The sequence below is a fragment of the Gelidibacter salicanalis genome (assembly GCF_016469035.1).
Taxonomy (GTDB): Bacteria; Bacteroidota; Bacteroidia; order Flavobacteriales; family Flavobacteriaceae; genus Gelidibacter; species Gelidibacter salicanalis_A.
Genome location: NZ_JAEHJZ010000007.1, coordinates 112,775 through 127,460 on the forward strand (window position 1 = coordinate 112,775; position 14,686 = coordinate 127,460).

Annotated in this window: 13 protein-coding genes; 5 read left to right on the forward strand and 8 right to left on the reverse strand. The window is 37.6% G+C overall.

Annotated features, from left to right (window positions below):
- The first annotated feature begins 84 nt into the window (after nucleotides 1-84).
- The 5 genes from JEM65_RS04710 to JEM65_RS04730 all read left to right on the forward strand — a co-directional run bounded on the left by JEM65_RS04710 (nucleotide 85) and on the right by JEM65_RS04730 (nucleotide 6,255).
- Nucleotides 85-1,557 carry a GDSL-type esterase/lipase family protein gene (locus tag JEM65_RS04710; RefSeq protein ID WP_199597543.1) on the forward strand — a complete coding sequence of 491 codons (1,473 nt, stop codon included), beginning with the start codon at nucleotides 85-87 and terminating at the stop codon, nucleotides 1,555-1,557.
- Nucleotides 1,554-2,849 (forward strand): GDSL-type esterase/lipase family protein, encoded by a 1,296-nt coding sequence (locus JEM65_RS04715; protein ID WP_199597544.1) that lies wholly within the window; start codon nucleotides 1,554-1,556, stop codon nucleotides 2,847-2,849. Before JEM65_RS04710 ends, JEM65_RS04715 begins: the two co-directional genes overlap by 4 nt.
- On the forward strand, nucleotides 2,842-4,500 hold the full coding sequence (locus tag JEM65_RS04720; RefSeq protein ID WP_199597545.1) for an MBOAT family O-acyltransferase: 1,659 nt from the start codon (nucleotides 2,842-2,844) through the stop codon (nucleotides 4,498-4,500). The genes JEM65_RS04715 and JEM65_RS04720 overlap by 8 nt, the downstream gene beginning before the upstream one ends.
- Nucleotides 4,501-4,622: 122 nt before the next feature.
- Nucleotides 4,623-5,441: a 3-methyl-2-oxobutanoate hydroxymethyltransferase gene (gene panB / locus JEM65_RS04725; RefSeq protein ID WP_199597546.1), complete on the forward strand. Its 819-nt coding sequence runs from the start codon at nucleotides 4,623-4,625 to the stop codon at nucleotides 5,439-5,441.
- A gap of 118 nt (nucleotides 5,442-5,559) precedes the next feature.
- A complete protein-coding gene (locus JEM65_RS04730) occupies nucleotides 5,560-6,255 on the forward strand; it encodes an RluA family pseudouridine synthase (protein WP_199597764.1) in 696 nt (231 codons plus the stop codon).
- 1,256 nt (nucleotides 6,256-7,511) lie between these two features.
- Here JEM65_RS04730 and JEM65_RS04735 read toward each other — a convergent pair.
- The 8 genes from JEM65_RS04735 to JEM65_RS04770 all read right to left on the reverse strand — a co-directional run bounded on the left by JEM65_RS04735 (nucleotide 7,512) and on the right by JEM65_RS04770 (nucleotide 14,582).
- Nucleotides 7,512-8,339 (reverse strand): sensor histidine kinase, encoded by an 828-nt coding sequence (locus tag JEM65_RS04735; protein WP_233530525.1) that lies wholly within the window; start codon nucleotides 8,337-8,339, stop codon nucleotides 7,512-7,514.
- Complete coding sequence (locus tag JEM65_RS04740; RefSeq protein ID WP_199597547.1) at nucleotides 8,315-9,019, reverse strand: hypothetical protein; 705 nt, start codon at nucleotides 9,017-9,019, stop codon at nucleotides 8,315-8,317. Before JEM65_RS04740 ends, JEM65_RS04735 begins: the two co-directional genes overlap by 25 nt.
- Nucleotides 9,020-9,027: 8 nt before the next feature.
- Entirely contained in the window at nucleotides 9,028-9,531 is a 504-nt protein-coding gene (locus tag JEM65_RS04745) for a hypothetical protein (RefSeq protein ID WP_199597548.1), read from the reverse strand.
- Nucleotides 9,532-9,621: 90 nt separating this feature from the next.
- Nucleotides 9,622-10,470: a biotin-dependent carboxyltransferase family protein gene (locus tag JEM65_RS04750; RefSeq protein WP_199597768.1), complete on the reverse strand. Its 849-nt coding sequence runs from the start codon at nucleotides 10,468-10,470 to the stop codon at nucleotides 9,622-9,624.
- Nucleotides 10,463-11,197, reverse strand: a complete 735-nt coding sequence (gene pxpB, locus JEM65_RS04755) for a 5-oxoprolinase subunit PxpB (RefSeq protein ID WP_199597551.1) — start codon at nucleotides 11,195-11,197, stop codon at nucleotides 10,463-10,465. Before pxpB ends, JEM65_RS04750 begins: the two co-directional genes overlap by 8 nt.
- Nucleotides 11,198-11,200: 3 nt before the next feature.
- Nucleotides 11,201-11,959, reverse strand: a complete 759-nt coding sequence (gene pxpA / locus JEM65_RS04760; RefSeq protein WP_307810542.1) for a 5-oxoprolinase subunit PxpA — start codon at nucleotides 11,957-11,959, stop codon at nucleotides 11,201-11,203.
- A gap of 282 nt (nucleotides 11,960-12,241) precedes the next feature.
- Entirely contained in the window at nucleotides 12,242-13,468 is a 1,227-nt protein-coding gene (locus JEM65_RS04765) for an Nramp family divalent metal transporter (RefSeq protein WP_199597558.1), read from the reverse strand.
- Nucleotides 13,461-14,582 carry a DUF2891 domain-containing protein gene (locus tag JEM65_RS04770; RefSeq protein WP_199597560.1) on the reverse strand — a complete coding sequence of 374 codons (1,122 nt, stop codon included), beginning with the start codon at nucleotides 14,580-14,582 and terminating at the stop codon, nucleotides 13,461-13,463. The genes JEM65_RS04765 and JEM65_RS04770 overlap by 8 nt, the downstream gene beginning before the upstream one ends.
- Nucleotides 14,583-14,686 lie beyond the last annotated feature (104 nt).

The following is a 14,686-nucleotide window of genomic DNA, read 5'->3' on the forward strand; positions in this document are numbered from 1 at the left end:
GTATGCCGTTGTTCTATGAGTTGGTAACTATTTTTATATTATATTTCAAGCTTAAAAAAAACAAGGTTTACCTAACTATAGTTCATGAGCTATTCGCCTTTTAAAATAGTAGTATATATTGTTGCTACTTTATTGGTATTATTTGGAGTGACGTATCTAAGTTCTTCCAAAATACTCGATAATGGTAAAACTCAAGAGGGCTTTTTTATTGGTAATATCAATATTAAGTACCCCACACACACGAGTTTTCTTCAAAACCAAGGGCAGGATCGCTCTAATATTAAGAGTTTGGATAGTATTGTAACCAATATTGAAGGTCTGGTAAAAGACCTTGACAACAACACTACCGAAACAAAATCCAGTATTCCCAATTTCAAAAAAATTGACACCTCAAAGGTGCATCGCATTTTATATCCTGACAACCGATTGAATTTTATTACCCAATTGAGGGAAAATTTAACGAACGGGCGTTCCCGCATTATCCATTATGGCGATTCGCAATTGGAGGGCGACAGAATTTCAGGATATCTGAGAAATCGGTTGCAAAGCCTCTACGGTGGCAGTGGACCTGGATTTGTTCCCATTGTTCAAGTATATGAGCAAATCAGTGCCAATGTTACCCATTCTGACAACTGGATCCGACACGCTTATTTTGATCCCACACAAGAAAAGTTTTCACATAAAAAATACGGCGTTTATGCCTCTTTATCACGCTTTACAGAAGCATATAGCCTTGCGGATAGTCTGCTCCTAGATTCACTTAAAACAAGAAAAGCCACAATCACCATTGGGATTCCAACAAAATCCTATAGTCTTTTAAGAACCTTTACCAGTATTGGATTACATTATGGCAACACTGTGGCACCTACATCTGTAAAGGTTTACAATGACGGTGCATTAATCTCCTCTGAGAATTTAATTGTTGATGGGGCTTATCATAAGTTCAGCATAGAGCTTTCCTCGACGCCTTCCAATCTCAAAATAGAATTGGAGAGTAAGATGAGTCCAGATTTTTACGGACTTACCTTAGATGGGAAAAGCGGAATATCATTAGATAACGTGGCTATGAGAGGGTCTTCAGGAACTGTTTTCGCGGGTACTGATAGCGGCAATTTTCAAAGCATGGCACAACAGTTACAACCAAAAGTATTGATCTTTCAATATGGGGGCAACTCCGTACCTTATCTTAAAGATTCGTTACAAGTAAATGAATACGCAGGATATTTAAAAAACCACATCAACTGGGTAAAACGTAAAACCCCTAATGCCAATGTTATTTTTATTGGGCCGTCAGACATGACCACTACTGAAAATGGGCAGATGAAAACCTATCCTTTACTACCTTATCTCAACCAGACCTTAAAAGAGATATGTACAACAAACGGCATCGCGTTTTGGAGTATGTACGATGCCATGGGAGGAAAAAACGCCATGCAACATTGGGTTGATGAGGGTTTGGCCGCAAATGACTACACCCATTTTTCACCTTCCGGCACTAAAATTATATCAGAATTGTTCTTTCTGGCTTTGTACTTAGATTTAAATGATCATAAATGAAATATACAGTAGTAGCACTTTTTATAGCATGTACCACGACGTTTTTCGGACAGCATTATGTATTGGACAGTCTTACACCTAAATTTGGACATCTGATTAATTTTGAAGAGAATACGTTTAAGATGGCGGAAAACGCTCCAACATTCCATCAGTTTTTCGCTAAAATGGATTCCATTTACACAGGTAAAAAACAAAAGCTACATATTTTTCATATCGGCGGCTCCCATATCCAAGCGGATATTTATTCCAACAAAATTAGAACCTATCTTCAAAACACTAATACCGTTTCTCAAGGCCAACGTGGTTTTGTGTTTCCGTATCATCTGGCACACACCAACAATCCGACCAATTATCAAATAAAGGCCACTAAATCAAAATGGCAAGGCTACCGCTCTTCAGTAAGAAAAGACAGCATTGCTTGGGGATTATCTGGTATTACCGCAGCCTTCAGAGAGCAGTCAGATACTATTTATGTAAAATCCAACTACAGGAACTATACCAACCAGCCTTACGAATTTAATAAACTAAGAGTATTCTATAATACCTGGAAATCAGATTATAACTTGACGGTCCTAAATCCTGACCTCGTCATCTCTGATACTTTAAATCTCGATAACATGTATCGGGAGTTTCGTTTTAATAAATTAATAGACGAAGTTACTTTTTGTTTGCAATTAAAAGATTCCACTATAACAGATCCTGAATTTGCATTGATGGGCATGGAGTTTATGAATGATGACGACGGCATAGAATATACGAGCATTGGGGTTAACGGTGGGAGTTTTGCCTATTTTAACCGTGCTGCGTACTTTGAAAAACAACTGCAACTTTACACACCTGACTTGTTTATCATCTCCATTGGTACCAACGATGGTTATATGCCAAAAAGCGAATTTGATGCCGAGCAATTTCGAAACTATTACGAAGCGTTTATAAGGATGATTCAACGCGTAAATCCTGATTGCGCCATCTTATTGACGGTTCCTAATGACGATTATTACAAACGGAAAATTCCCAACCCAAACACCGCCACCCAACAAAAAGTTATTATGGAGTTGACTAAAAAATATCATATGGCTGTTTGGGATTTATACGCTATCATGGGCGGACTTGGGTCTTCCAACAAATGGTATCAACATAAATTAATGCCCAGAGACCGCATCCATTTTACATCATTGGGCTATAGCATAAAAGCCGATTTATTTATGGATGCCTTTATAGATGCTTGGGTCCAATCTACCCATAGAAATAAGGAGGAATTATTGAAGCACTATAAAACGTTAAATGAATAGGCTCCAGGATATTTTTACGTTTACGGAAGACTTTCCGCTCATCTTTACCCAAGCAAATTTTTGGATCTTTTTTGCGGTCGCCTATTTTTTGTTCGCTCTTGTGCACAAGAAAATAAAGCTACGGAACATTTTTCTCTTTCTGATTTCGCTTTTCTTTTATTACAAGACTAGCGGATTGTTTATTGGTATTCTGATTTTTAGTACGCTGGTAGACTACAGCATTGGGCGAAGCATCTATAAAAGTGAACATCAAACCAAACGCTATATTCTGGTTAGTTTAAGTGTCATCATCAACTTAACGGTATTGTGTTATTTTAAGTACGCTTATTTTTTTACAGATTCCTTTAACATGTTGTTCCATACCAATTTTGAAGTGGTCAATTGGTTGGCGCACTGGGGCAATAGTTTTAACGATCAGAATTATTTCAGCATAGATAAAATTATTTTACCTGTGGGAATTTCGTTCTACACCTTTCAAACCATAAGCTATAGTGTGGATATTTATAGAAGAAAATTAGTTCCTTTAAAATCGATTCTCGATTTTGGATTCTATGTCAGTTTCTTTCCGCAATTAGTCGCTGGGCCAATAGTTAGAGCAGAGAATTTTGTTCCTCAAATCTCCCAACCTACTGTCATTACAAAAGCTGATTTTGATGCTGGCACGTTTATGATTTTAAAAGGGTTGATCAAGAAAATGATTTTTGCTGATTTTATTGCCATGCATTTTCTAGATCGGGTGTTTGATGCCCCCGAAATGTTTTCCGGATTTGCTAATGTAATGGCCATGATTGGCTATTCCTTGCAAATTTATGGCGATTTTTCAGGCTATACAGATATTGCTATTGGATTGGCTTTATTGATGGGTTTCAAGCTGCCAATCAACTTTAATTCGCCCTATAAAGCTACCAATGCGGGCGATTTTTGGAAACGTTGGCACATCTCACTTTCTACTTGGTTGCGGGATTATTTATACATCCCATTAGGCGGTAATCGCAAAGGCACAACAGCCTCCTATATTATTTTGAGTATTATATTGTTTGGAGTGCTCTATGCCTATCAAGACCTATTGGTCATCTCCATAGTTTTAGCCACTGTACTCCTTCTGTATGTGCTGTCTCTTTTTAATATGACGGTAAAGACACAAATCAACACCAATATCAACTTGATGCTCACCATGCTTATTGGCGGACTTTGGCATGGCGCTTCATGGAAGTTTGCTATTTGGGGTGGACTCAACGGCTTGGGTATTGTGGTCTACAAGTTTTGGCGAAAGGTCAGTCCGTATGAAGCCAGTACACAATGGTATGCTCGCTGGTGGAAAATTTTAGTAACCTTAACGTTTATCACCTTTACCCGTATTTATTTTAGAGGTGAAAGCATGGATCATATTGCAAGATGGTACAATCAAGTAGCCTACCATATGGATTGGCATTATGCTTTGGATATTTTGGCACATTACCAAATGGTGTTTTGGGTCATGCTGTTGGGTTATGTGACCCACTGGTTGCCAGAATCCACCAAAACAAAGATTGAAAAATTATATGCCAAAAGTCCTGGGGTTGCCAAAGTCATGATAGCAACCGGTGTAGGAATTATCTGTTATCAGGCATTTTCTACGGATTTTCAACCGTTCATCTATTTTCAGTTTTAAATTTCAGTAACTCTTTTTATAGGCGCATAATGGCTGCCTCGTGACTTCATTGGGGATTTCCTGTCTAAATCTGATTTCATTTAAATAATCTCACTATTTTTACAGCAACAAAACAAAATACTATGTCTGTAGCAAAAAAAGACTATAAAAGGATCACCGTGAAAACCTTGGTGGACATGAAAGCCAATGGCGAAAAAATATCCATGCTTACTGCCTACGATTATACTATGGCTAAAATTGTGGATGGTGCTGGAGTAGATGTGATTTTGGTAGGTGATTCTGCAAGTAATGTTATGGCCGGTCATGAAACCACCTTGCCTATTACGTTGGATCAAATGATTTATCATGCTGCAGGTGTTGTACGTGCCATTGAACGTTCTTTAGTAGTGGTCGATTTGCCTTTTGGAAGTTATCAAAGTGATCCAAAAGAGGCGTTGCGTTCTGCGATTAGAATTATGAAAGAAAGCGGCGGTCACGCCGTAAAATTAGAAGGTGGTAAGGAAGTCAAGGAATCCATCAAACGGATTTTAAATGCGGGGATTCCGGTGATGGGACATTTAGGACTTACGCCACAATCCATTTATAAATTTGGAACGTACACCGTAAGAGCTAAGGAAGAAGAAGAAGCTGATAAACTTAAGGAAGACGCATTGATGCTTGAGCGCATCGGTTGTTTTGCTATTGTATTAGAAAAAATTCCTGCAAAATTGGCGAAGGAAGTTGCTGAAAGTATTTCCATTCCTGTTATTGGCATTGGTGCTGGTAATGGTGTAGACGGACAAGTGCTTGTTTTGCACGATATGTTAGGAATGACCCATGAATTCCATCCACGCTTTTTACGTCGTTATATGAATTTGTACGAAGACATGACCAGCTCCATTTCGCAATATGTAAAAGACGTGAAGGCTGTTGACTTCCCTAATGACGAGGAACAGTATTAGTTGGCAGTTTTTTTCAGTAGGCAGTTGGCAGTCTTCAGTCTGCAGTTGACCACATCAGTAATTCGGCACCTTTGTAAAATTAGTATCATTCGTGTTCAAAAATCAATCTACAAATTCCGTGGCTAAAGTGCTTTCAAATAAAGACAATTTACAAGTTTTATACGAAGACAATCACCTTATCATCATTAACAAACGTGCTGGTGATATTGTGCAAGGCGATAAAACCGGAGACAAACCTTTAAGCGAGGTGGTTAAGTCTTATCTAAAAGAGAAATATGACAAACCGGGCAATGTGTATTTGGGCGTGGCGCATCGGTTAGACCGCCCCACTACAGGCGTTATTGTATTTTCAAAAACCAGCAAGGCCTTACCGCGTCTTAATAAACTATTCGCTGAAAAGGACGCCAAAAAGACCTACTGGGCACTTGTAAAACAGATGCCTCCAAAAACGGAAGATACGCTGATCCATTGGCTGAAAAAAAATCCAAAAAACAACAAATCTACCGCCCATACAAAGGAAATTTCTGATGGTAAAAAAGCCATTCTTCATTATAAAGTTCTTAAGAATCTTGATAATTATTACTTGATTGAAGTGGCTTTAGAAACGGGGAGGCACCATCAAATCCGTTCGCAATTATCAAGTATTGGCTCCCCGATAAAAGGCGATTTGAAATACGGTTTTGACCGCAGCAATCCAGATGCGAGCATTTCTTTACATGCCAGAACTTTATCTTTTGTACATCCAGTTTCTAATGAATCTATTCATGTTGAAGCACCTTTACCTAAAGATCCACTTTGGGATGCATGCTTGTGAATTTTGATAGATTGTTTTGATGAATGGAGGCTTTAGAAGAGAGAGAAGGGAGTAGAGAGAAGAGAAAAATGTTATGGATTCCTCCTTAGGTCGGAATGACAAAGTGCAACAGGAATGACACGGGTACTGTTTGTCATGTCGAATGGAATGAGACATCTCATAACAGCAGTCTTAACAAGTATTACTGTATGGGATTCCTCCTAACGTCGGAATGACAAAGTAGAGAGGGGATGACCAATACACTGTTTGTCATGTCGAATGGAATGAGACATCTCATAACAGAAGTCTTACCAAGGATTACTGTATGGGATTCCTCCTTAGGTCGGAATGACAAAGTGAAGAGGGGATGACAAAGTCGAGATGGAACGACAAAATCAAGACGGAATGATCAATACACCGTTTCTCATGTCGAATGGAATGAGACATCTCATAACAGAAGTCTTAACAAGTATTACTGTATGGGATTCCTCCTTAGGTCGGAATGACAAAGTGAAGAGGGGATGGCAAAGTAGAGAAGGGATGACAAAGTGGAGAAGGAACGACAAAATTAAAACGGAATGATCAATACACCGTTTGTCATGTCGAATGGAATGAGACATCTCATAACAGAAGTCTTAACAAGTATTACTGTATGGGATTCCTCCTTAGGTCGGAATGACAAAGTAGAGAAGGGATGACAAAGTGGAGAAGGAACGACAAAATCAAGACGGAATGATCAATACACCGTTTGTCATGTCGAATGGAATGAGACATCTCATAATATTAAGCCGAGTGTGTAGACTGGAATAGGATTCCTCCTTAGGTCGGAATGACAAAGTAGAGAGGGGATGACAAAGTGGAGAAGGAACGACAAAATCAAGACGGAATGACCAATACACCATTTGTCATGTCGAATGGAATGAGACATCTCATAACAGTAGTCTAACCAAGAATTACTGTATGGGATTCCTCCTAACGTCGGAATGACAAAGTGCAACAGGAATGACACGGGTACGGTTTGTCATGCCCAATGCAATGAGACATCTCATAACAGCAGTTTTACCGAAGATTACTGTATGGGATTCCTCCTTAGGTCGGAATGACAAATTGCAACAGGAATGACACGGGCATGGTTTGTCATGTCGAATGCAATGAGTCATCACATAACAGCAGTTTTACCAAGGATTACTGTAGAGAAAATAAAAAAATTATTTCTTAAATTTAGAAAAGTTGGTTAAAAAAATCATCCTACTCATTTTCTTTTCTCGCGTTATAGCTTACATCACATCTATAATTCTTTCAGCACGTTTTGAAATTGGGTAAATAATTGATAATTGAGAGCCCTGATCAGGTTGAGAGGTCATTTTAAAAATGGATTCTACAAGCTCTGCCCTACTCTTCATGTTTAGTAAACCAGAACTGACTTTAATTTCATCCATTAAAAATCCGAGGCCATTATCCTTTGCTTCTATCAGTAACTGGTTTGGTTTAAAATCTAATGAAATTATAAGTTCACTTGCTTTGGAATGTTTTATGGTATTGGAAATAAATTCTTGTAAAATCCGAAATATGATGATGCTGTCAGAAGCTTCAAAAGCTACAACCTCGCCACTAATTACAAGATCGGCAGCAATCAACTTCATGCGATTGAGCCGTTTAATTTCATACTTAATAGATTCTACGAATCCTCTCTGTTGGATGACTTCAGTATTTAAAGATTTAGATAGCGCCCTTACTTCTCCTAAACTTTCTTTGATGATTTTTTGAGTTTCAACATACGGTTCTTTTATATCTGCTCCTATTTTTGTGCCAAGCATTCCCAGCTGCATACTGGCAAGAGAGAGTAACTGGCCAATATTATCATGAAGTTCCTGCCCTATATATTTAAGGGTTTGCTCTTGAATCTCTTCTTTAGTTTTGGCTACTGTTTCTTCAAATTGCTTTTGCTGCTTTATTTTATCTAATAAGAGCTTGTTTTTCCGCTCTTGAAATACAATAAAAAAGACAATAATAAGCACCGTTACAATTACTAACACAGCAATCATATACATCAACAAATACCTCTGGGCATCTGTACTAATCAGGCGTTCTCCGGTTTGCACCATAATAAAGCAAAAGTAAAGGATAAATACATAAACATATTGGCTGCCAAATAAATCTGCCATTTTAAGAATACAAAATTCCAATCAGCAGTAGAAAAATAGATTTCGTAAAACAATAAGGGTGTTGTAATCAAAAACCAAATTAAAATTACTGAACTGATCCAGAAATATATTGATTTATAAAAGGTCAATACCTTGTCACTTTCTAAAATCTCAATAAAATAGAAACAAACACTCAACAATATGAGGAGAGAACCAAAGACAAAAATAATAATGCGATATTCAGAGCTCGAGGAATGGAGATTAAAAAATATATGACATCCTGCACCAATCAAAAATAAAATAGCCGCATAGCGTAAAAAACGTTTTCTACCCTTATTATTCAAAATCTTCCTATAAAAAAACGTATAGAACAATGCACTTCCAATACCCCAAAAAACAGTAAAATACAAATAGTTCTTTTCGAAAATTGAATTTTCGATAAGTTCAAACCTGTTGAGCCGTTTGAGAAAAACAGGATAGCTTCCAAAATAGTCAACAATTGTTGCATAAATCAGAAACAAAATAAAATATTTTACTCCCGTTTTTTTATATTTATTGAAACAAATTATGCCCGTAGCCGCTCCTAACACTTCAACAGAATGGGTTAACGTATTATAATTTTGTCTTAAAAACTCATCCATCTTTGAGCCTATTGAGGATAACTAGCGCTCGGCGGCCTTCCATCTGTACCCATATTCAACCCCTCAGCATCAGGAATGTCACCTCCATCTTCTTGCAAGGAGAAATTAAACATGGACGCATCTGCCGTATGTGGTATTCCGGTTGGAATAAAAAACATAGTCGTATTGCCGGCTTTTCCATTGTGATTAGGGTGGGCACCCAAATAAATACGGACCCCGTTCATAGTATAACCTAATTCTTTAGCTTGGTTCTCAGCATAGATAAGATAATCCCGCACTTGACCCAATGCATACCAAGACGAACGGTTATCACCACCTTGCATGGTCACTATAGAGTCGCTGATTAATTTGTACCTAGGGTTGTAAGCCTCGTCCAAAATTTTAGCCTGTTCAGGCGTAATGAGTCCTTTGGGAGGCGTTATTGTGAGATCTGCATCAGGTTTAGAAAAATAGAAAAACGAGATTAATGCGCCAATGAGTATTCCTAAAATGAGTAGTAAAAAATTTTTCATATCTGCTTGGTTTAAGTTAATTAGACACTGAAAATTAAATGAAAATCTAATATCAACCTCTAAACTATCAAGATTTACGCTTTAATCCTATTAATGCGCAATTTTTAATGTAAATTTTTCACTTGGCGCTTTTTGAGATAACTGATTTATGGCCATTTCTGTAAGCTGTATTATCCTTGGATAGCCACCGGTTGTCTGACAATCGCGCATCAATACAATCAATTGCCCTGAAGGTGTTAATTGCACAGTTCCCGGTAAAACAGGACCTGTTATTATGGCATCCAATGAATTGTTTAAAATCCCGTCTAGTGGATAAGCCATTCTGTTACTATCTTTTGATACTGTAAATTCTTGTTGAAACAAAGCTTCTTGTTGGTTTTTGGAAAGCCTACCGAATTCAACCCCCTTAAATACGTTGAGTATATCAGTCTCAAAATGCGAAATCGGAGTTTTAACATGAGCATTTGAACAGATGTAAGGTAAGGATTGTTCTAGAATTTTTAATTGATCATGTTTTTTAATACGATGTTCATAAGTTATATGTTGATACATGCTCCTACTTCCCATAAGGTTTTCGGATTGAAACCCACCTAAAACCGCAATATAGCCTCTACATCCTAAAATTCTTTGACCAAATGATAGCACGTCATGTGGTTTGATATTGATGACGGAATTTGTTTCAATTGACTGTCCGTTTAATTGAGCATTACTCTGCATTCCTGTGATGCAAATAGCAGTACCAATATGAAATTTTAAGGTGGGGCCTAATAATGTAAATTCCAATGCTGCGGCATTGTCTTGATTTCCTAATATGGAATTTGCCAATGTAAAAGCGTACTGATCCATGGCTCCTGAAGTAGGCACTCCCAAATGTTGAAACCCAAAACGTCCTAAATCTTGAATGCTATCATATAAACCCGTTTTTAAAACCTCAACCATCACACACCTCACTTTCTAACACGTAATTACGATTTTCAATCTTTTCTAATATTATACGATGCATATCCAAATTTATAGGTACAAACTGAATGCTATCTCCAGCAGTTGCGAAACATGGATTTTGTCTCTCAGAATCAAAAAATGAAATTGGCGAATTCCCTATAATATTCCAACCTCCTGGACTTGCGTTTGGATAAATACCAGTTTGTTCGCCCCCAATGCCAACCGCTCCTTTTTTTATATGATGCCTCGGACTATTCCGTCTTGGAATTATTAGGCGCTTATCTAAACCTCCCAAATATAAGAATCCAGGAAGAAACCCTATAAAATAAACTTTGTATCGTGCTGCAGTATGCCATTTAATAAGATCTGAAGTTGAGATGTTTTTCACTGTTGCCAAATACTCTAAATCTAATCCAAAATGGGCATCATAACAGACGGGAATCTTCCAGAGTTGATGTTGAGACGGCTTTACGTCCATGATTAAAGTATTGACGGATTTTAAACGTGTAATCTCTTTTTTAAAGTCAAAATCGCTAGTGTCATAAGTAACCAGTAACGTGTTATACGTGTTGATAACCTGAACACGAAATCGAGTGGTACTCTTCAGAATTTTTTCTTTGTAAAAAAGTAGGTCTTCTAGAATCTCTGGATCAATTTTTTCTGGCCATTGTATCAAGATGGACTTTTCTGAAAAACGCGTATATGTGAGTTTATAAGGGCTCAAAATCTACAAAATAGTGATGTGGTTGCGGGTTAAACATTCCGTGAGCTTTTTTAAGTGGGCCTCAGCTTTAGGATGATCGCCATGAATACATACGGTCTCAGCTTTTATGGAAACTGTTTTACCGGTTACGGTTTTAACCTGATCGTGCCGTACCATATTAAGCACATGATCGCAAACCTGATTTGAATCAGTAATTAGTGCACCATTGACGGGTCGTGGTACTAAGGTTAAATCTTCATTATAAGCTCTATCTGCAAAGGCTTCAAAAACTACATTAATGCCTTCTTGAGAGGCTATTTCGGCAACACGCGATTGGTAAGGCGCATAAAGTTTGATGCTTGCACCAAAGTGCTTCATCAACGCCGCCACCACTTTTGCATAGCGATCGTCTATATTGGCTAAATTATAAAGCGCTCCGTGAGGTTTTATGTGGTGTAATATTTCCTTTTCAACTTCAAGATGCTTTAAAAGCTCTTTAACTTGGTGTTTTAATGATTCTAAAAGTGTGCTGTCATCCAAGTCCATAGTTTTCCTTCCAAAATTTTCTTTGTCAGGAAATGAAGGATGTGCCCCAATTTTCACCTTGTGCTGTTTGGCGAGATTAATTACTGACTGCATTGTAGGTTCATCACCCGCATGACCACCGCAAGCAATATTACATGAAGACAGGAATGGCATAAGTGCTTCATTATTAAAGCCTTCCCCTACATCAGCGTTTATATCTATGGAGTGTGTATGCATTATATCGGATACTAATTTCACTAATTTAAATTTATAGTCCTTTGTAACTTAAGTATTGATTTGATATTTCAAAACGTTTTCCAAAGAATTGTTTATCTGTTTTCTCATACTACTAAAAAATCCCCAGACATCTCCGTAATCAGCGGGAAACAAAAATAAGCATATGAAAAAATTAGCCCGCAGATCTCGCAGATTTACGCTAAACGACAACACATATTTGTTATTTTTTTGATGAGTTAACAGGTTATTATAATGCTGTTTTACTGACCTACAAGTCTAAAAATTGTGACATCTCAAATTCTTCTAAATAATCTCAAAAACTTTTAAAATACTCTTTGCCCCTAAAAACACCGCCAATCCTAAAATGATATAGCCAATAATATTCTGTACAACTGTATTTTTATAAGCTCCTAAAATACTTGATTTGTTCATGACCCACAACAGAAAGGCCGCAATAATTGGTAACAATAAACCATTGGTAATTTGGGCAAATTTGATGATTTCAATCGATTTGAATCCAATGGAAGAAAACAAAACGCCCAGACCCAAGATACTGATCCAAACGGTCTTAAATTGTTTTGATTTCATATTTGTGGACCATCCCAAACAACCTGTCGTTACATAAGCTGCTGCCAAAGGCGCTGTAATGGCACTGGTTATCCCTGCTGCAAACAGTCCGATGGCCAAAAAATACTTGGCAAACCGACCAAACAGAGGCTCTAAGCCTTTTGCTAAATCAGCTGCACTTGTTATGTTTTGGGCATCAATGGCGGCAGCTGAAATGATGATACACATAGATACAATACCACCCAATACTACAGCCACTATGGTATCTTTTCTTGCATATTTTAAATCGGTTTCATGATGCCATTTCTCTTTAACCAAAGAGGCATGCAAAAAAAGGTTATAAGGCACAACCGTGGTGCCAATCAACCCTATAATCGTTAGTAAGTTATCTTCTGTCACTTTGGGGACAAAAAGTCCTTTGAAAATAGCCGACACATCCGGTTTTGTTATGATGGCAGTTAGCAAGAACGCTACACTCATCAAAATAACCAAAGACACTAATACCCTTTCCAAAACTTTATAATTTCCTATATAAAGCACTAAAAACGCGATACCACCAATAACTAGACTTAAAACATTTAAATTAAAATTGCCAATGGCCATTGATGGATTGCCTACAATGGTTTCCAACCCTAAAACGCCACCACTGATATTTCCTGCCTCATACGCTGCATTACCTATAACAATGGCCGAAAGAATTAAGAGTATAGTGAGTCCTCTAAGAATAGGATTGTTAATTTCAGTTCTAATAACCTCAGACAGCCCTTTTTGAGTAATAATACCTAAACGTGCTGACATTTCTTGTAACACAATAGTGGCTAAAATTGATAAACCCATTGCCCAAAGTAAGGCAAAGCCAAAATTAACACCCGCTAAAGTACACACCGTCACCGTTCCTGGACCAATAAACGCAGCAGCAACTAAAGGACCAGGACCAATGTTTCTAAACCAATTTTTAATCACGCGTTATGGCATTTAAGGCGTAAATAGCAAAACTGCCCAACCAATGCCCGCCTTCATAACTATCGCCCACAATGCTTGGTAAGGAATAGTTGATATGTGCATTTGCCGTGTGTTTAAGATGTGCATAGTCTGGTAAATCTTTGGCTATTTCATATAAACTCCATGCTCTTGAAAAATTAACCCCATCTAGATGCACCAATTTTCCATCAGTTCTGTCGCTCACTATGCCAGGTTCCAACTTAAAGTTCTTATCCTTTAATTGTGGCAGAAAATCAGCGAGCCAAATTTCAAATTCTTCTTGAGGCAAAATGCGTTTCATTAATGCCGCTTCTTCAAAACACGGCGATAAAAAATCAAATCCACTTGGCTCCCACGATAATGGACATTTAGCATCTTGTAAATAAAAATCTTTGGCGCGTTTTACAATAAGTGATGATAAGGTTTCATCTCCTACAGTTACAGCATAATCAAAGGCAAAAGACAGTCCGAAGGCTGTATTAGGATGCTCGCCAACACGAATAGGATAATTTAACTTTGGCAAAAATTCGATATATTTTTCTACAATTAAATCCGTTAGCGGTTGCAGATTGGTTTCTAATTCTCTTGCTAAAGGGGCATCCCATGTATGCAGCTCTTCAGCGAGTTTCAGTAACCACGCCCAACCATAAGTACGTTCGTAACTCGTATTATGTTTCCCAAAAAAATAATTGACTTCATTTTGAATATTTTCTTTAGAGATGTTTTGCAGAAGCATTTGTTTTATTTCTTCTGTATTCTCAAGCTCAGGAAATTGTTTTAACAAACTCACCAAACTCCAATGGCCATGTACTGCGGAATGCCAGTCAAAACAGCCATAAAATGCCGGGTGAAGTGCTTTTGGCTCCTGTAAATCATCCTTACTACCTATAGTTTGCCCTAGTTTATTAGGATATTCTGTGTGTATACAATGGATGGGTAATTGCGCTAACCTATTGGCTTCTTCCAAATGAAGTGTAGGTGCGGATACCTGTTCAACTTCAGCAGTAGTTGTTGTGGGTTCTATTTCTTTTTTTTCTTCGGATTGGTTACAGTTTAAGACCAATAAAAATTGAATGGTGAGTAGTAGTGATTTCATTAAGATTGTTTAATTTTTAGTATTTGATATATCAGTGTCCGGTAAAACAGGTAAAAAGTTCGCAAAGCCCCTTAAAGCATGATCTGGTTCGAGAACTTAAAAAT

Excerpts from the sequence above, each read along its gene's own strand:
- JEM65_RS04710 (WP_199597543.1), top strand. The coding sequence starts at position 85 with ATGAGCTATTCGCCTTTTAAAATAGTAGTATATATTGTTGCTACTTTA.
- JEM65_RS04715 (WP_199597544.1), top strand. The coding sequence starts at position 1,554 with ATGAAATATACAGTAGTAGCACTTTTTATAGCATGTACCACGACGTTT.
- JEM65_RS04720 (WP_199597545.1), top strand. The coding sequence starts at position 2,842 with ATGAATAGGCTCCAGGATATTTTTACGTTTACGGAAGACTTTCCGCTC.
- panB (WP_199597546.1), top strand. The coding sequence starts at position 4,623 with ATGTCTGTAGCAAAAAAAGACTATAAAAGGATCACCGTGAAAACCTTG.
- JEM65_RS04735 (WP_233530525.1), bottom strand. The coding sequence starts at position 8,339 with ATGGTGCAAACCGGAGAACGCCTGATTAGTACAGATGCCCAGAGGTAT.
- JEM65_RS04740 (WP_199597547.1), bottom strand. The coding sequence starts at position 9,019 with ATGGATGAGTTTTTAAGACAAAATTATAATACGTTAACCCATTCTGTT.
- JEM65_RS04745 (WP_199597548.1), bottom strand. The coding sequence starts at position 9,531 with ATGAAAAATTTTTTACTACTCATTTTAGGAATACTCATTGGCGCATTA.
- JEM65_RS04750 (WP_199597768.1), bottom strand. The coding sequence starts at position 10,470 with ATGGTTGAGGTTTTAAAAACGGGTTTATATGATAGCATTCAAGATTTA.
- JEM65_RS04770 (WP_199597560.1), bottom strand. The coding sequence starts at position 14,582 with ATGAAATCACTACTACTCACCATTCAATTTTTATTGGTCTTAAACTGT.